This is a genomic window from Sphingopyxis granuli (assembly GCF_001559015.1).
Classification (GTDB): domain Bacteria; phylum Pseudomonadota; class Alphaproteobacteria; order Sphingomonadales; family Sphingomonadaceae; genus Sphingopyxis; species Sphingopyxis granuli.
Genome location: NZ_CP012199.1, coordinates 2,795,557 through 2,812,569, shown reverse-complemented (window position 1 = coordinate 2,812,569; position 17,013 = coordinate 2,795,557). Strand labels below are relative to the sequence as shown.

14 protein-coding genes, 2 tRNA genes and 1 pseudogene are annotated in these 17,013 nt (G+C 63.8%); 13 read left to right on the top strand and 4 right to left on the bottom strand.

Annotation, left to right across the window (positions count from 1 at the left end; translation table 11 throughout):
• Window positions 1-30 precede the first annotated feature (30 nt).
• The gene (locus SGRAN_RS13110; protein WP_067184303.1) at window positions 31-1,725 is read right to left on the bottom strand and encodes an amidohydrolase; all 1,695 of its coding nucleotides are present in this window, start codon (window positions 1,723-1,725) and stop codon (window positions 31-33) included.
• A 65-nt stretch (window positions 1,726-1,790) separates the two neighbouring features.
• Entirely contained in the window at window positions 1,791-1,985 is a 195-nt protein-coding gene (locus SGRAN_RS13105; RefSeq protein WP_067107446.1) for a hypothetical protein, read from the bottom strand.
• A 175-nt stretch (window positions 1,986-2,160) separates the two neighbouring features.
• Between SGRAN_RS13105 and SGRAN_RS13100 the strand changes: the two genes are divergently transcribed.
• The 3 genes from SGRAN_RS13100 (at window position 2,161) to SGRAN_RS13090 (ending at window position 6,452) form a co-directional block, all read left to right on the top strand.
• Window positions 2,161-2,245 (top strand) — tRNA-Leu (locus SGRAN_RS13100).
• Between the two features lie 91 nt (window positions 2,246-2,336).
• Complete coding sequence (gene tig / locus SGRAN_RS13095) at window positions 2,337-3,938, top strand: trigger factor (RefSeq protein WP_067184301.1); 1,602 nt, start codon at window positions 2,337-2,339, stop codon at window positions 3,936-3,938.
• A gap of 156 nt (window positions 3,939-4,094) precedes the next feature.
• The gene (locus SGRAN_RS13090) at window positions 4,095-6,452 is read left to right on the top strand and encodes a serine/threonine-protein kinase (protein ID WP_172709649.1); all 2,358 of its coding nucleotides are present in this window, start codon (window positions 4,095-4,097) and stop codon (window positions 6,450-6,452) included.
• Window positions 6,453-6,480: 28 nt separating this feature from the next.
• On the opposite strand, the gene SGRAN_RS13085 is transcribed toward SGRAN_RS13090, so the two are convergent.
• Window positions 6,481-7,098, bottom strand: coding sequence for a DNA-3-methyladenine glycosylase family protein (locus SGRAN_RS13085; RefSeq protein WP_067184296.1), 618 nt, complete (start codon window positions 7,096-7,098; stop codon window positions 6,481-6,483).
• Window positions 7,099-7,198: 100 nt separating this feature from the next.
• On the opposite strand from SGRAN_RS13085, the gene SGRAN_RS13080 reads away from it, so the two are divergent.
• Window positions 7,199-7,516: a 2Fe-2S iron-sulfur cluster-binding protein gene (locus SGRAN_RS13080; RefSeq protein WP_067187076.1), complete on the top strand. Its 318-nt coding sequence runs from the start codon at window positions 7,199-7,201 to the stop codon at window positions 7,514-7,516.
• Window positions 7,517-7,598: 82 nt separating this feature from the next.
• On the opposite strand, the gene SGRAN_RS13075 is transcribed toward SGRAN_RS13080, so the two are convergent.
• On the bottom strand, window positions 7,599-8,366 hold the full coding sequence (locus SGRAN_RS13075) for a TrmH family RNA methyltransferase (RefSeq protein WP_067184294.1): 768 nt from the start codon (window positions 8,364-8,366) through the stop codon (window positions 7,599-7,601).
• 81 nt (window positions 8,367-8,447) lie between these two features.
• Here SGRAN_RS13075 and SGRAN_RS13070 point away from each other — a divergent pair.
• The 9 genes and pseudogenes from SGRAN_RS13070 to SGRAN_RS13045 all read left to right on the top strand — a co-directional run bounded on the left by SGRAN_RS13070 (window position 8,448) and on the right by SGRAN_RS13045 (window position 16,966).
• Window positions 8,448-8,534, top strand: a tRNA-Tyr gene (locus SGRAN_RS13070).
• 107 nt (window positions 8,535-8,641) lie between these two features.
• Window positions 8,642-8,932: pseudogene (locus tag SGRAN_RS23270) on the top strand (hypothetical protein); the annotation flags it as partial.
• Window positions 8,862-9,263: a phage integrase central domain-containing protein gene (locus SGRAN_RS23265; RefSeq protein WP_404950375.1), complete on the top strand. Its 402-nt coding sequence runs from the start codon at window positions 8,862-8,864 to the stop codon at window positions 9,261-9,263. The pseudogene SGRAN_RS23270 and the gene SGRAN_RS23265, both read left to right, overlap by 71 nt.
• Before the next feature lie 63 nt (window positions 9,264-9,326).
• On the top strand, window positions 9,327-9,749 hold the full coding sequence (locus SGRAN_RS23025; protein WP_237233504.1) for a tyrosine-type recombinase/integrase: 423 nt from the start codon (window positions 9,327-9,329) through the stop codon (window positions 9,747-9,749).
• Complete coding sequence (locus SGRAN_RS23020) at window positions 9,746-9,937, top strand: hypothetical protein (protein WP_237233503.1); 192 nt, start codon at window positions 9,746-9,748, stop codon at window positions 9,935-9,937. The genes SGRAN_RS23025 and SGRAN_RS23020 overlap by 4 nt, the downstream gene beginning before the upstream one ends.
• Entirely contained in the window at window positions 9,862-10,506 is a 645-nt protein-coding gene (locus SGRAN_RS23260) for an RNA polymerase sigma factor (RefSeq protein ID WP_082737246.1), read from the top strand. Before SGRAN_RS23020 ends, SGRAN_RS23260 begins: the two co-directional genes overlap by 76 nt.
• A complete protein-coding gene (locus tag SGRAN_RS13055) occupies window positions 10,503-11,564 on the top strand; it encodes a FecR family protein (RefSeq protein ID WP_067184289.1) in 1,062 nt (353 codons plus the stop codon). The genes SGRAN_RS23260 and SGRAN_RS13055 overlap by 4 nt, the downstream gene beginning before the upstream one ends.
• A gap of 86 nt (window positions 11,565-11,650) precedes the next feature.
• Window positions 11,651-14,899: a TonB-dependent receptor domain-containing protein gene (locus SGRAN_RS13050; protein WP_237233501.1), complete on the top strand. Its 3,249-nt coding sequence runs from the start codon at window positions 11,651-11,653 to the stop codon at window positions 14,897-14,899.
• 297 nt (window positions 14,900-15,196) lie between these two features.
• On the top strand, window positions 15,197-16,966 hold the full coding sequence (locus tag SGRAN_RS13045; RefSeq protein WP_082737245.1) for a tetratricopeptide repeat protein: 1,770 nt from the start codon (window positions 15,197-15,199) through the stop codon (window positions 16,964-16,966).
• Window positions 16,967-17,013 lie beyond the last annotated feature (47 nt).

Here is a 17,013-nt window from a genome sequence, read left to right as displayed (position 1 = left end):
ATGCTTTCCGGTTTGCGGGATTAGCCGGGATCAGCCGGCCTTCGCCTCCCACACCGTCTCGCCCTCCTTCACCGTCTCCAGCACCTTGATGGCTTGGATGCCGTCGACCGGGGTGGTCAGCGGGTTCCGGTCGAGGATGACGAAATCGGCGAGTAAGCCCGCTTTGATGCGGCCCTTGCGATCCTCCTCGAATGCCTGCCACGCGGGGCCGGTGGTCAGCGCCTGGAGCGCCTCATAGGCGCCCAGCCGTTCGTCGGGTCCGCTGACCACCCCGGTCGGCGAGACGCGAGCCATCGACGTCCACAGCATGAAGCGCGTGTCGAGCGGCGTGACGCTGAAATCGCTGTGGTTCGATGCGATTAGCCCTGCGGCGCGTGCTGACCGGAAAGGGCTGATGAAATCGACGACCTCCTTTGGGAAGTTGGTGCGGTGGACGTCGGCCCAATACCAGGCGTGATTGGAGAAATAGGCGGGCCCGACGCCGATGCGCCGATAATCGGCGAGCTGATCGGGGCGCTGGAACTGCGAGTGGATGACGACCGGTCGGCGGTCGTCGGCGGCGGTGATTCCCGCGGCGTCGAATCCCCTGATCGCCATGTCGATCGCCGCGTCGCCGTTTGCATGGACGAACAGCTGCCAGCCGCGGGTCGTCACCTTGCGGGCAAGATCGTCGAACGCTGGCTGGTCCATCGCGGGATGGCCATGCCACGGATGGATACCGTCGGGGCTGCCGCGCTCGTAATCGCGGGTGAAATAGCCCGTGCGCGCCTGCACCGACCCGTCGAGGATGACCTTGATCCCCTGCAGCTTCACATGCCGGTCATAGGTGCCGAAGTGCAGGTCGGGCTGCGCCAACAGCGCGTCGAGCCCCATGTAGATTGGCAGTAGCGCCAGATCGATCTTCAACTGGGCCTTCGCGTCGGGGCCGGTGAAAAAAGCAAGGTCGGCGGGCATCGTCGCGCCGTCCTGCGCGTGGGTGTAGCCTTCGGCGAAATAACGCTGCTGTGCGGCGACGAGGCGTTCGAGCTTCTGCTCGGGCGTGAGCTGCGGCATCGCGGCGAGCATCAGGAAGGTCGATTTTTCGAGCAGCACGCCGTTCAGATGCCCCTCGGCATCGCGCAGCATCAGGCCGCCGGGGGGTGGCTCGCTTGCGTCGGTCAGCCTAGCCGCGGTGAGCGCGGCGCTGTTTGCGACGAGCGCGTGCAGCGACTGGTGCAGCACGACGATCTTGTGATCGGGCGACACCGCATCGAGTTCTGCGCGGGTGATGTGGCGCTTTTCGGTTAGCTTCTCATTGTCATATTGCCATACCACCACCCAGTCGCCCTTCGCGATTCCATGGCGTGCGATATGGTCGCGGATAACGCCCTGCAGCGCGGCGATGTTGGTGACGGGCGGAAGCCCCGTGTCCCACAGGTCGAGCCCGCCCGCCATCTGCATCGCGATTCCGAAATGCGAATGAGCGTCGATGAAGCCAGGCAGCATGGTCGCGCCGTGCAGGTCGTGAACCTCGGCCTTTTTGCCGGCGGCACGGCGGGCGCGCGCCTCGTCGCCTGCGAACAGGATCTTTCCGCCCTTTGCGACGACCGCCGACACGGTTTGCGGCGCGTCGCCGTCCATGGTGATGATCGTGCCGCCGCGATAGATGGTCGGCCGTTCCTGTGCAGTCGCAGGCAGCGCGAGCAGCGCCGCGAAAAGGGCGGTGGCCCGGATTCTGGATGTCATGCGTCTCTCCCGCCCCTACCGTGCGGATAGTCGGCGGGCGGGTCAAGGCCGGATTGGCGGGCCGGTCAGGGTTGCGGTGGCAACTCGTCGGGACCCCGGCCGGGCTGGTCGAGATCGCCGCCGCCGGGGCCGTCGGGCAATTCGACGGGCCGGCCGGCCGGGTCTTCCAGTGGGTTCGGCTGCACCGGCTGCTCGGGCGGCGCCTGCGGCTCGATGGTATCGGGTTTGGGTTTGGGCAACGGGTCGGGATTGGTCGCCATCATGCATCTCCTTGTCCTTTCAACGAATGGGATGATGCCATGTTCCGTTCCCCCGCATCCATGGGAAAAGGCGGCGTTCGCCCTTGCCCTGGGCGTCCCGTCTGCTATAGCCCCGCGCGGCCCGCACGGGCGTGCGCGGCAGCGCGCGATTTCGTGCACCCGGCCGACAGCTCCTGCGGGCGTGGCGGAATTGGTAGACGCGCTGGTTTTAGGTACCAGTATCGCAAGATGTGGGGGTTCGAGTCCCTTCGCCCGCACCACCTCCGCGAGCTTCGATCGGGATATGGGGAACGCTGCCCTTCGGGCGGGGTTCATCGTTACGAGATTTTGAGCAAGGATAAGACCAAGGCAATGAAGACCGTCGAAACGCTGAACGAAGGGCTGAAGCGCGAGTATCGCCTGATCATCACCGCGAATGACATCGACGCGCGGGTCGATGACGAAGTGAAGAGCATCGCACCGACCGTGCGCATGCCCGGCTTCCGCCCCGGCAAGGTGCCGCCGAACCTCATCCGCAAGATGCATGGTGAGGCGCTGTCCGCTGATGCGCTCAACAAGGCGATTGACGAAGGCGTCAAGGTGCTGATGGCGGAGCAGAAGCTGCGCCCGGCGCTGCAGCCCGCGGTCACCCTCGCCGACGGTTACGAGCGCGGCAAGGATGCCGAACTGACCGTCGCGCTCGAGGTGCTGCCCGAAATCGAGGCGCCGTCGATCGACGGGCTGACGCTCGAACGGCTGACTGTCCCCGCCGACGACAAGGCGGTAATGGCGAAGATCGAGGAATTCGCCGCGCAGATGAAGCGCTTTGAGGACGCCCCCAAGACGAAGAAGGCCGCGAGCGGCGATCAGGTGATCATCGATTTCGCGGGCAGCGTCGACGGCGTCGCCTTCGACGGCGGCACGGGTGAGGACATGGCGGTCGAAATCGGCTCGGGCCAGCTCATCCCCGGCTTCGAGGATCAGCTCGTCGGCGTGAAGGTCGGTGACGAGAAGACCGTCAAAGTGTCGTTCCCCGAGGACTATCCGGTCGAGAATCTCAAGGGCAAGCCCGCCGAATTCGCTGTGACGGTGAAGGAAGTGAAGGTTCCCGCCGACACGAAGATCGACGACGAGTTCGCCAAGTCGCTCGGTCTCGAAAGCCTCGACAAGCTCAAAGAGCTGATGAAGGATCAGGTCGAGCAGGAGCATAACGGGCTCACGCGCACCTATATGAAGCGCAAGCTCCTCGATCAGCTCGCGGCGAGTCACGATTTCGAAGTGCCGCCGACGATGGTCGAGGCCGAATTCAACCAGATCTGGCAGCAGCTCGAACATGAAGCGAGCCACGAGGAAGACCCCGAGGCGGCAAAGGCCGAGCTGGAGAAGGATCGCGACGAATATCATGCGATCGCGGTGCGTCGCGTCCGTCTGGGCCTGCTGCTGTCCGAGATCGGGCAGGCGAACGGGGTTCAGGTCAGCGCGCAAGAAATGCAGCGGCTGGTGATGCAGGCGGCACAGCAGTATCGTCCCGATGATCGCCAGCGCTTCGTCGAATATATCCAGCAGGACGCGCTCGCCGCCGCGCAGCTCCGCGCGCCGCTTTACGAGGACAAGGTCGTCGACTTCCTGTTCGAGAAGGCCGAGATCAGCGATCGCGAAGTGACCCGCGACGAACTGGAAGCGGCGATCGAGGCCGATGACGACGGGCATGTCCACGGTCCCGGCTGCGGCCACGACCATGATCACGACGCTAAGCCGACCAAGAAGGCGGCGACGAAGAAGCCCGCCGCCAAGAAGGAAGCGGTGAAGGAAGAGGCCGCCGAAGCCGCGCCCACCAAGAAGGCGGCGGCGAAGAAAGCTGCTGCCGCCAAAGCCGATGACAAGCCGGCTGCGAAAAAGGCGCCCGCCAAGGCGGTCGAGGACAAGCCTGCGGCGAAGAAGGCTCCGGCAAAGAAAGCCGCCGCGAAGAAATAACTTCTTCGCGTCGCAAGAGACCGAAAGGCCGGGTGGGGAATGCTCCGCCCGGCCTTTTTCGTTGGTGTTCCCATCCCGGGACGCAGGGCGATCCAAAGGATCGACCTGCCGCGAAAATATACTAGGATCGACCCGGGCGAGATCGAGGGGATCAGCATGAACGAGCGCGAACGCGAAATACGGGTGCTTCGGCTTTTCGAGGAATTGCTCGCGGTTGCCCCTGAGCGACGGGCTGCGTGGATCGATGCGCGAACGGCAGGGGAACCCGAACTACGCGCGCGGCTTGAGTCGCTGTTGGCCGCAAGTGCCGACCCCGGTCTGCAGACCGGCATGGCTGCGTCGATGATCGACGACGAACCGGTTCCCGAACGGATCGGGCAGTATCGCATCATCGACGTCATCGGTCGAGGCGGCATGGGCACCGTCTACAAGGGGGAGCGGGTCGGCGGCGATTTCAACCACGTCGTCGCGATCAAGCTCATCAAACCGGGACTGCTGTCCGAAGCGCTGATTGAGCGGTTTCAGCACGAACGCCAGGCGCTGGCCGATCTGGGTCATCCCAATATCGCAAGGCTTTTCGACGGCGGACAGACCGACGGCGGCCTGCCCTACATCGTGATGGAATATATCGACGGGGATTCGCTGGGCGATTGGCTGTCGAAGGAAAAGCCCGGCTTCGACCGGCGGCTCGATCTGTTCGAAAGCGTGTGCGACGCGGTGGCCTTCGCCCATCGCAACCTGATCATCCACCGCGACATCACGCCGTCCAACATATTGGTGACGCGCGACGGCGTCGCCAAACTGATCGATTTTGGCATCGCCAAGCCAGTATCGGCGCTGTGGCAGGACCGCGCCGGCGTCGGCCCGTCGCTGGCCACGCTCAGCCTGACTCCCGGCTACGCCGCGCCCGAACGGATGACGGGCGGCGAGGCGACGACGCTGGTCGACATCTATTCGCTCGGCAAGGTGCTGGCGTTCCTCGTCAATGGCACCGAACGCGCCCCGGAACTCGATGCCGTCATCGCCAAGGCTACGGAGGCCGATCCCGGCAAGCGCTACGAGACCGCGCAGATGCTGCGCGGGGACGTCGCAGCCTGGCGCGCCGACCGGCCGGTGTCGGCATATGGCGGCGGCAAGCGCTATCTGTTCGCCAAATTCGTCCGGCGCAATCGGTGGCCGGTTGCGTTCGCATCGGCGGCGCTGCTGGGGTTGACGGCTGCGCTGATCGCCGTGTTGGTCGCCAACGCCCGTGCCGAGGACGCCCGCTTGCGCGCGGAGGCCCGGTTCGACGATGTGCGCGCCCTGGCGAAGATATTGCTGTTCGACGCCTATGACGCCATCGACGCGGTACCCGGAACGACCGATGCCAAATTGCTGCTCGCCGATAGCGGCAAGACCTATCTCGACAAGCTGGCCGCGGACCGCGACGCGCCGATCGACGTGCGGTTGGAGGTGGGCGAGGGCTATTTCCGCCTATCGAAGCTGATTGGCTTCACCGGCGGGGGATCGCTGGGCAAGCGCGAGGAGGGGAAGCGGCTTCGGCAGCACGCGCTGAACCTGCTCGGGCAATTGCATCGCGACTATCCGCGCCGCGACGATATATCCCTGTCGCTCGGCCACCTGTTGGCGACCGCGGCCGGAGAAAGCTTGTACGGCGACGGCGACGCCAAGGTCGCGCGTGCGCAGGCCCAGGAGGCGCAGCGGCTTCTCGGCGGGCTGGCGCGGCAGACGCCGCGCAGCGCCGGCGCCCTAGCTGGTGCCTATCTGTATCTGGGCGACAGCTATGGCTGGGACAATGATCTGCCGAAGGCGGGGGCGACCTACGAAGCAGGCATCAAGCTGGTGCAGGCGATGCCGCCGGCTCTTCGCGACGAGCAGGCCACCCGCATTGCCCTGTCGGGTCTGTTGCGCCAGAGCGGCGAAGTCTATCGTTATGCCGACAAGCCCGATCAGGCGATCGCGCGCATGCGCGAAGCGGTGGCCCTCAACCGCGATATCGTTCGCGCCTCGGAGGGCGACCCCGCCACGGTCCGAAAGCTGGTCGCATCGCTCTGGTCGCTGGGCGACATGTACCGCGTCGCCGGCCGGCTGGAGGACGCTTTGACGACGATCAACGAAGGGCAGAGCCTCGCGCGGGCGCAGCAGGCGGCGAACCCCAAGGATGCGGGTTGGCCCGAATCGGTGGCGCTGACCGGCATGGTGCTGGCCCAGATACAAGGCGCGCGCCGCGACGGTCCGGCGGCGATCGCCGCGGCGCAGGAAGCGATCGCCATTCGCCGTTCGCTGGCCGCCAAGAGTGGCGGCAACAAGGGTGCTCGGCTGCATCTCGCCGTGGGGTTGAAAGATGGCGCTGGAGTCTATGCCGCACTCGGACGCCCGGATCTGCAATGCCCGGCCTTGCGCGAATCCTTGGCCATCATGCAAGCCTATCAGAAGGACGGAACGCTGTCGGAATATGACCGCGAGAACAATCTGAAACCGGTAACGCAGGCGTTGGAGCAATGCGCATCCTGACGGGGCTTTTGGGGTAGGGGCAGAGACGTCAGATCACGTCCATGTTATAGCAGTGCCAGCTGAAGATCGCCGCCGCGCCGCGGTGCGGCCGCCAGGGTTCGGCGAGTTCGCGTACCCGTTTCTCGCTCGGCCGCGCGTGAAGGCACAGGATGCGGCCGACCGCTTCCTGCACCGCAAGGTCGCCTGCGGGCCAGATGTCGGGACGTCCCTCCGCGAAGAGCAGGTAGATTTCGGCCGACCAGCGGCCAATGCCCTTGACCTTGGTGAGCAACGCGATCGCCTCTTCGTCGTCGGCGGGCAGGGCGTCGAAATCGAGCGCGCCGTCGAGCACGAGCTGCGCGAGGCTCTTGGCATAGCTCTGCTTTTGCGCCGACAGGCCGCAGGCACGCAGCGCGTCGAACTCGGCCGCGGCCATCACGTCCGCCGGGCAGCCTTCGCCGAACCCGGCCTCCAGCTTGTTCCAGATCGAATTGGCGGCGGCGACGCTGACCTGCTGGCCGACGATCGTGCGCAGCAAGGTCGTGTAGCCGGGCTCGCGGATGCGCGGTTCGGGATAGCCGGCGTTGCCCAGCGCGCGCGCAAAATTCGGTTCGACCGCCGCCAGCGCGTCGATTCCCGCGGTCAGCTGCTCGTGGCTCAGGCCCATTCGATATTCCCTTTTTGTTCCGATCGTTTCCCTAGCAGCGCTTGATTTGCCGTGCAACGCGCGACATAGGCCAGCCGACTCGAAAATTATGGGGATGAGCATGGCCAAGCTGATTGTCGTGACGCGTGACGGGACCGAGCATGAGATCGAAGGCGATACCAGCCTGACCGTGATGGAGAATATCCGCGATGCGGGCTTCGACGAACTGCTGGCGCTGTGCGGCGGCTGCTGTTCGTGCGCGACGTGTCATGTCCATGTCGAAGAAGGCAACCGCGATGCGATTCCCGCGATGAGCGAGGACGAGAACGACCTGCTCGATTCGACGAGCGATCGCGACGGCAATTCGCGCCTGTCGTGCCAGATTCCCTTCACCGCCGAACTCGACGGTCTGCGGGTGCGGATCGCCGAAGAGGACTGAGACCGAAGGTCGCCCTAGCGAAAGCTGGGACCTCTGGCATTCTGTACGGCGGTAGCAGTCCCGGTCTTTGCCGGGACGATGATCAGGCCGCCGTCGTGGCAACTGCGTAGAGTGCGACCGCCGCAGCGTTCGAGATGTTCAGGCTTTCCATGCGCGGCGAGATCGGTAGCCGCGCGAGCACGTCGCAATGCTCGACGACATTGTGGCGCATGCCGTCGCCCTCCGACCCCAGCACCAGCGCGACCTTGCTGCCGTCGAGTGTCTCACCGAGCGTCGTCCGGGTATCGCCGGTCAGACCGATGCGCCAATATTGCGCCTCAGCGATCTCCTCGAGCGCGCGCGACAGATTGACGACGCGTATCCACGGCACGGTTTCGAGCGCGCCCGATGCAGCGCGCGCGATAACGCCGCTTTCGGGCGGGCTGTGTCGGTCCTGTGTGATGATGGCGGCGGCATCGAAGGCCGCGGATGAGCGCAGCACCGCGCCGATATTGTGCGGGTCGGTCACCTGATCGAGCAGGATGAGCGGGCGCCGGCTGTCGGCATCGACCTCGGCCTGCAATATATCGGCGAGGAAGATATCGTCGAGCGGATCGACCTCGATCACCAGCCCCTGATGCGGCGCATCGCGCGCGACGAGTCGCGCAAGGTCGGCGACATCGGCATAGCTGATCGGAACCACCGGCGGCAGGTCGAGCTGACCGAGCGCTTCGCGCGTGCCCCATATGCGCCGGACGCGGCGCTCGGGATTGGCGAGTGCGGCCAGCACGGCGTGCCGGCCCCAAAGCCGGACGCCCTGACCGCGCGGATTGCCGCCCTGCGGGCGGCGATGACGGGAAATTTGTCGCATAGCCGCGCGGCCTTTCCCACGACTGCCATTGACAGGCAAGCCTCGTTTCGCCATGGCACCGCTTCCCCGCAGGGGCCCCATGGACAGGTGGCCGAGTGGTTAAAGGCAGCAGACTGTAAATCTGCCCGGGTTTCCCGTACGCTGGTTCGAATCCAGCCCTGTCCACCACCCTCCTATCCGAGGGCGTCCCCAGAAGTCCCTAGAAATCTCAGAAAACCTAGCGTATTATCGCTCCCGCCGTCCGCTCGCGTCCCTTGGCGCTTGCCTGCAACCGGATGCAAGTGTGGGAGGGATGTGGGAGTAAATTGACTTACTCCCATACCGTGCGTCTCCCGCAAGCGGTGTCAAAATGTGGGAGTAAGCGATGGGCGAGCTCACAGCGGTTGCAGTCAAGGCAGCTTTGGCGATTCCCGGCACCTATCAGGACGGTGGCGGGCTTGTGCTCAGGGGTGGACAAGCGGGGCGGAGCCTACTGGCTTTTACGGCTTCAGCGCGATGGCAAGCGGCAGGACATCGGTCTGGGCAGCGCCAAGTTGCTCACGCTGGTGGCGGCCCGCGAGAAGACGAGGGAACTGCATAAAGCGGTCAAGGTGGAACGGCGCGACGTTCTGGCCGAACGGAAAGACGAAGCCGTCGCGAAAGTTACGTTCGGCGAGGCCGCGCGCCAATATCATGCCGAGAACAAGGCGGGCTGGAAAAGCGCCGTCTATGCCCGCCAGTGGCTCGCCAGTCTGGAAAATTACGCTTTCGCGAAAACTGGGTGTTGTTCCGACCGGCGGCATCACGGCCTACATCATCGCCGTGCTGACGCCGATCTGGCAGGGGATTCCCGAAACCGCCGGCCAAGTCCGCAACCGGATTTGCGCCGTGCTAGATTACGCCCACGCCAAGGGCTAGCGTTCGACCGAAGCCCCATCGGGCAACGGAAGCCTGAAAGCCGGGCGTGGGCTGCCCCGGCAGGTGAAGGAACGCGAAAACCGCAAGACCATATCCTATGTCGCGGTGCCTAGCTTCATGGTCGCGCTTGGGCGCAAACCCTCATTTGGGCGGCTGGCGCTGGAGTTGCTTATTCTATGCGCCGTCCGCTCGCAGGAGGTGCGGCTTGCCACATGGATCGAATTTGACCTTGAGAGCCGTTTATGGACGGTTCCCGACAATCATATGAAGCGGAACAACAAGGCTCACATTGTTCCGCTCTCCAACGCGACGCTGACGGTGCTGACAAAGGCGGCGACGTTCAGGATGGCGGAAAGTGATGTCGTTTTTCCCGGCTTGGCTGGCAAGCCGATGTCGGACATAACGCTGCTTAAAGTCCTGCGCTCCACGGCTTCCGTTCCGCCTTCACCGACTGGGCCGCGAACGAGAGTTTTGCCGATGCCGTGATCGAGACCGCACTGGCCCACAAGACGCCGGATGCGGTGCAGGCTGCCTATCGCCGCACCACCTATCTCGGCACTCCCGATCAGCCAGGCGCGCGCGTGAAGCTGATGGCCGCATGGGGACGCTATTGTGCGAGCGGGGCGGCTGGCGCTGGCAATGTCGTGCCGCTTCCCGGCAAGAAAGCGCACTAGGCTCGTTCGGAACCCGCCAGATCGCCCGTCTTATGATACGACAAACGGATATGATGATGCGACGGGAACGGGACGGGCGGCGCGATGTCGCAGCGATTGCGCTTCGCTACAGGAATGCGGTTCACGCATTCTTCCTTCGCCGCATCGGCGATGCGGCCGAAGCGGAGGATTTGACGCAGGATGTGTTCACCCGGCTCTCGCAGCGCGCCAACGACGATCCGGTCGAGAATGTCGAAGGCTATGTGTTCCAGGTCGCCGCGAACCTGCTGCGCGATCGTTTCCGGCGCGAGCAGGTTCGTCCCGATATCGGCCTTGAAGGCTTTGCCGATCCGTCCGGGCGGCTCATCGACGAAATCTCCCCCGAACGGGAAGCGATGGGCCGTGAGGACTATCAGCGCTTCGTCGAGGCGATGGACATGCTGCCCGAAAGGCTCCGCACGGTATTCATCCTCAATCGCTTCGAGGATATGAGCGGGCGCGAGATCGCCGTCGCGCTCGGCCTTTCGCAGCGACAGATCGAAAAGGATATCAGCCGCGTGCTGGCGCATCTAAGGGAACAGATGCCATGAGACTGCTCAGAGCCGAACGGCCGCCCGAGCGGCCCGAAGATGCCGCCATCTGGTGGGCGACGCGCCGCCAGATCGATCCTGCGCGCTTCGCCGAGGACGCGGATTTTCTCGTCTGGCTGGAGGACGAGGAGAATGCGCGCGCCTGGCATGAGATTGACTGGCGCGTCGAGGGCATCGGAGCGTTCGCGACCATGCCCGAGGTCCGGGCGATGCGTCAGGCCGCGCTCGCCAAGGCGCAGCAGGCGCGGCGGCCCACGCGGGGCCGATGGTTCCTGGGCGCCGCCATCGCGGCAAGCCTCGTCCTTGCCTTCACCGGGATCGTCAGCCGTGTCGGCAGTTCCGTGGCGCCAACCGATATCGCCGAGGTCGAAAACGTCCGGCGCTATGCAACCGCCGTCGGCGAACGCCGCGACGTCATGCTGCCCGACGGGTCGCGGGTTGCGCTGAACACGGCTTCGCTCGTCGAGGTCGATTACGGCGCACCCGCGCGCCGCGAAGTCCGGTTGTTGCAGGGGCAGGCGATGTTCCATGTCGCGCACAACGAAAATCGCCCGTTCATCGTGCGCGCGGGGAACCGGCAGATCACCGCGCTCGGCACGGCCTTCGACGTCCGGCTCGACACGAACGGTCAGGTGAAGGTGCTGCTGGTCGAGGGGCGGGTCCGGGTCGATCCGGTCGCGCGCGCGGGGTTGGCGCGCATCCTGCCCAATCTCGCCCGCACCGATCTGTCGCCGGGGCAGCAGCTTGTCGCGCCCGCTGCGGGCGAAGCGGCTGTATCGTCGGGCGACGTCGAGCGCGATACGGCCTGGAACCGGGGAATCCTGATCTTTCGCGACGATAGCGTGAGCGACGCGGTGCGCGAAGTGAACCGTTATTCGACCGTCCAGCTCGTCGTGGACGATCCCCGCGTCGGCGCGCTCAAGGTCTCCGGCGTCTTCCCGACCGCCGATCGCAAGGACTTTCTGGCGGCGATCGAGGCGCTCTATCCGGTGGAGAGCAAGCCGGAGAGCGCCGGGACCGTGCGATTGCTCTGGCGGGCCGGGGCGGAGCGAAACTGAAACTATTTTGCCTTCGGCCGTTCGGAGGTCCGAAATCTCCTCGTCTTGTTTAGGAGGGGCGCTCAACAGCCCCGCAAGGGAGGGGTATGAATATGCACAATCATTTGAGTCGCAGACTGGCCGCCGCCGCAATGAGCGGCGCGTCGCTCGCCGCGCTGGCCCTGCCGTTTTCACCGGCCTTCGCGCAAACGGCGGAGCGCAAGCCGTTCGACATTCCGGCACAGGACGCGGCGCGGGCACTCGAACAGTTCGGACGGCAAAGCGGCCGGTCGGTGATGTTCGATCCGGCGCGGCTGACAGGGGCAAAGTCGCGCGCCGTGCAAGGGCAATGGACGCCGCAAGAGGCGCTCGACCGCCTGCTGACGGGCACGGGCTTCTCCGCACGTCAGGTCAATGCGAACACCTTTGTGGTGTCTCCGCGTTCGGGGGGCGAGTCCTATACGATTGAGCGCGGTTCGACGACCGATGACGGTGGCTATCGTCCGGAGGAAATCGTCGTCACGGCGCAAAAGCGCGTCGAGTCCGTGCAGAATGTGCCGATCTCCGTCTCCGCCTTCTCTGCCCAATCGCTCGACGAGCAGAAGATCGAGGGCGGGTCGGAACTGGTCCGCGCCGTCCCGAACGTCAGCTTTTCCAAGAGCAATTTCGCGAGCTATAATTTCTCGATCCGGGGCATCGGGACCAAGGCCTTGTCGGTGGCGTCCGACCCGGCGGTCGCCGTCAGCTTCAACAACACGCCGCTGATCCGCAATCGCCTGTTCGAGCAGGAATATTTCGATGTCGAGCGCGTCGAGGTGCTGCGCGGCCCGCAAGGCACGCTTTACGGCCGCAACGCCACCGGCGGCGTGGTCAACATGATCCCCAATATCGCCGAACCGGGCGACTTCGGCGCCGACCTGAAACTGGAGGCGGGCAACTACAAGAGCATGCGCGCGAGCGGCATGGTCAATATCCCTCTCGGCGAGACGCTGGCCGTCAGGGCGGCGGGCGCCTGGACCAGCCGCGACGGTTATGACTTCAACACGGTGACGAATCGCCGCGTCAACGGACGCGACCTGTGGTCGACGCGCATCAGCGCGGCGTGGGAACCGAGCGACAATTTCAAGGTCAACGCGATCTGGGAGCATTTTTATGAGAATGACGACCGCTCGCGGACCGGCAAGCAGCTTTGCACCAGAGACCCGGGGCCAACGTCGGTCGGCGGCGTGGACATCAGCGACCGGCCTGCACACCGCGGTTTTTTCAGTCAGGGTTGCCTGCCCGGCTCTCTCTATGACGATGATGCTTATGGCGTGCCGAATGGCTATGCTCTCCCCCATATCACAGCGGCGGCCTTGGTGATCAATCAAGGCTACGGGGATCGAATGAGCAACGGCGCAAGGGAGTTTGTTAACTTATTGGATAAAACCAAGGATCCCTATGCGGGAATTGTACAATCTCGGAATCTAAGGGAAATATCGACCCATTATGATCCGACATTTCGTGCAAAAAACGATGTTTTTCAGTTCAATGCCGAACTTTCCGTTGGTCCGGACATAAAACTGTATTCTCAAACATCATACTCCCGGGACAATTATTATTCTACGCAGGATTATAACAGGTTTAACCCCGCTGGCCCCCTTTTTCGTGATTCGTCCACCTTAGTGGACGGTTTGGGACAGCCACTCCCAACGGTCGGGCTTACGCCCGGCGGGATGCTGCTTGATCCCCAGCTTGGACCTTCGGACACGATTCTGGGTATTGACATGGTCAAGGCACGAAGCAATCAATGGTATCAGGAATTGCGTCTGCAATCTTCATTTGACGGGCCGATCAATTTCATTGTTGGCGCAAATTATCTGAAGCATAAGATAAATGAAGATTATTATGTATTTAATAATCTTTTTACGGCTGCAGCCAGGGCAATATTTGCCGGCGGCTTAAGCAGTTTGCCTGTAAGAGACTGTTCGAATTATGTTTCGCAGAGCATGTTCGACTGGTGCGTATATACTGACCCTAATAGCCTGGATAATATAGATGGGGACGGACATAATTATTTTCGTAGCATAAACATTAACAAAACGCAGTCGAAGGCGGTGTTCGGAGAGATTTATTGGGATTTATCCGACAATTTGAAGTTCACATCCGGGTTGCGGCTGACAGAAGATAAGAAAGTCGCAACACCGATCAAATCGCAGCTTCTTTTGGGAGCGGGATATGTTGCTTCCGGATTCGTAAATTTCGGATATCGAGTATCCCCCGACATCAAGCAGAAGTGGACGAGGCTCACAGGACGAGCGGTGCTGGACTGGAAACCCAATATCAGCTTCACCGACAGCACTCTGCTTTATGCGTCTTATGCACGCGGTTATAAAGGCGGCGGGGCCAATCCCCCGAGCATTGATGGGAACCCGGAATTATTGCAGTTTATTCCTCTTCCCGAAACGTTCCGACCGGAAAGTGTCAACGCCTTTGAAATTGGCATGAAGAATAGTTTCAGCGGCGGAAAGTTTACCCTGAACGCCAACGCCTTTTTCTATGATTATACCGACTATCAGGTATCCCAGATCGTAGACCGATTGGCCCTCAACGAGAATTTCGACGCAACAATGTGGGGCGCGGAACTGGAGCTGGCATGGCGTCCGACGCCGCGTTTTCGTGCAAATGCCAATTTCGGATATTTGGGCTCGCGGATAGCCGATGGCATGAAATCCATCGACGTCATGAACCGGACGCAGGGCAATCCGGATTGGGTGCTGGTTAAACCGTGGCTGCAGGTTGCTTCCAATTGCATTGCGCCCAGAAGCTTGGTGGAAGAAATCGTCAATCATCGAACGGGGCTGTTTAACGTTGGTCCTGAGGGGGTGATTTTCCCCTTATGCGGAGCGTCCTGGCAAGGCGATTATCGAGCGGGTTCGTTTCTCGGACAAATTATGGGCATAACCTATGATCCGACGACCGACGCGCCCAATCAGGGCCGGGGCTTCGAAGCCGATCTCGGCGGAAACGAACTGCCGAACGCGCCGCATTGGACCGTCAATCTGGGCGCGCAATATACGCTGCCGGTCAACGACTGGGAGTTCACGCTGCGCGGCGATTATTATCGCCAGGGCAAAAGTTGGGCGCGCGTCTATAACACCGCGATCGACCGCCTGAAATCATGGGACAACGCCAATGTGTCGCTCACCGTTGAGCGGCCCGATAGCGGCCTTGCGTTCCAATTCTATGTCAAGAACCTGTTCAACAAGACGCCGATCACCGATGCCTTCCTGAACAGCGACGACAGCGGCCTGACCACCAACGTCTTCACGCTCGATCCGCGGATCATCGGGTTCAGCATCGCCAAGAAGTTCTGATCCTCTCTGCCCCACCACTGGGGAAACTCCGGGCCGTCGCTCGCCTTTCATTGGCGAACGGCGGCCCGCCTTTCCGCGGCTCGGGGCGAAAGGATGCAAAGCGACCATGTTCCGTCGTACTAGGTCTGGGACGCGCGTGCGTTGAAGGTTCGACTCCAGCGCGCCGGAAAGGCCGAGATGCAGCCTGCACCAAGACCTTCGTCATTCCATCAACTGAAATGTTCCCGCCGCTCTTTTGAGCGGGCCCCCTTCGTGATAGATTGCTGCGATATTCACCTTCGGGGGGAAGGGGCCGGGATGCGTCATCCGTTCAAGGCGGCCGCGATCGTCGGCATCGGCTTTTCGCTCGCCAGCTTCGCGCCCCTGCCGGGCTTTTCGACCGCGGCGCTCGACGCGCTTGACCCGAGCCGGCTTGCCGGACTGAGCTGCGGGGTGCAGCGCGCGGGTTCGGCGCTGGCGCAGAATCTGCTCGTCGCGGCGGCGATAGCGGCGCCCGCCAGCCAGGTGCGGCCGATTCCGCTCTATCCCGATCTTGCCGCATCGCCGTTCCCCGTCTCGACCCGCGATGCGCAGGCGCGAAGCTATTTCAGCCAGGGCCTGCTCCTCAATTACGGCTTCAACCACGCCGGCGCGGTGCGTTCCTTCCGCGAGGCGCAGCGCCGCGATCCCGATTGTGCGCTCTGCTGGTGGGGCGAGGCGGTGGCGCTGGGGCCGAACATCAACGCGCCGATGGACGAGCGCGACCGCGCGGCGGCGCTTGATGCCATGGACCGGGCGATGGCGCTGCGGGGCGCGGCGTCGCCGATGGAGCGGGCGCTGATCGAAGCCGTCGCTCATCGCTATTCGCGCGATGCCGGCGCGGATCGCGCCGCGCTCGACGCCGGTTACGCCGATGCGATGCTCGGCGTCGCGCGCGCCTTTCCGGGCGACGACGATGTCGCGGTGCTCGCGGCAGAGGCGGCGATGGATACGACGCCGTGGAACTATTGGGAAGCCGACGGAAAGACACCGGTGGGCCGCATTGGCGAAGCGGTGCGGCTGATCGAAACCGTGCTGCGCCGCAACCCCGACCATGTCCAGGCGAACCACCTCTATATCCACCTGATGGAGGCGCGCGATCCGCAGCGGGCCGAGGCAGCGGCGGACCGGCTGGCGAGCCCGCTGGCGCCGAGCGCCGCGCATCTCGTCCACATGCCGGGGCATATCTATCAGCTGCGCGGACGGCACGCCGATTCGATCCGCGTGAACATCGCCGCGGCGCGCGCGGACGAAGCCTTTATCCGCAGCGCGGGCGACGACGGTCTGGTGCGCTATGGCTATTATCCGCACAATATCCACTTCATCGTCACCTCGGCGCAGATGGCGGGCGACATGCGCACCGCGGTCCGCGAGGCGCGGCGCCTGCGCAGCGTGCTCGACCCCGCGACCTCGGCGCGGATCGGCTGGATCCAGGCGATCGATGCCGCGCCCTATTTCGCGATGGCGCAGTTCGCCGATCCGAAGGCTATATTGGCGATGGCCGCGCCCGACGCGCGTCTGCCCTATCCGACCGCGATGCGCCACTATGCGCGCGGCGTCGCCTATGCCGCGCTGCGCGATCGTGCCGGATTCGAAGGCGAGATGGCCGCGCTGGCGACTCTCCGCACATCTGGCGCGCTCGCCGACCTGATCGAGCAGGGCCTGCCCGCGACGGATCTGGTGATGCTGGCCGAACGGGTCGCGCGCGGCCGGTTCGCGGCATCGCTCGGCCGCTATGACGAGGCGATTGCATTCTATCGGCAGGCGATCGAGATCGAGGATGGCCTGCCCTATCAGGAGCCGACCTTCTGGTATTATCCGGTCCGCCAATCGCTCGGCGCGGCGCTGTTCCGGGCGCGGCGGTACGACGAGGCGAGCGAGGCGTTTCGCGGCGCGCTGGCGCGGGCGCCGAACAACGGCTGGGCGCTTTACGGGCTCGGTCGGAGCGAGTCCGCGCGTGGACGCAGGCTCGAAGCCGCCGCCGCCGACCGGGCACTGTCGAAGGCGTGGCTCGGCGATCGGCGCTGGCTTCGCATGGATCGTCTGTAGCCGGCGTCCGTCTCAGCGGCGCGAGTCTGGTTCCGTAACGCGCGCCA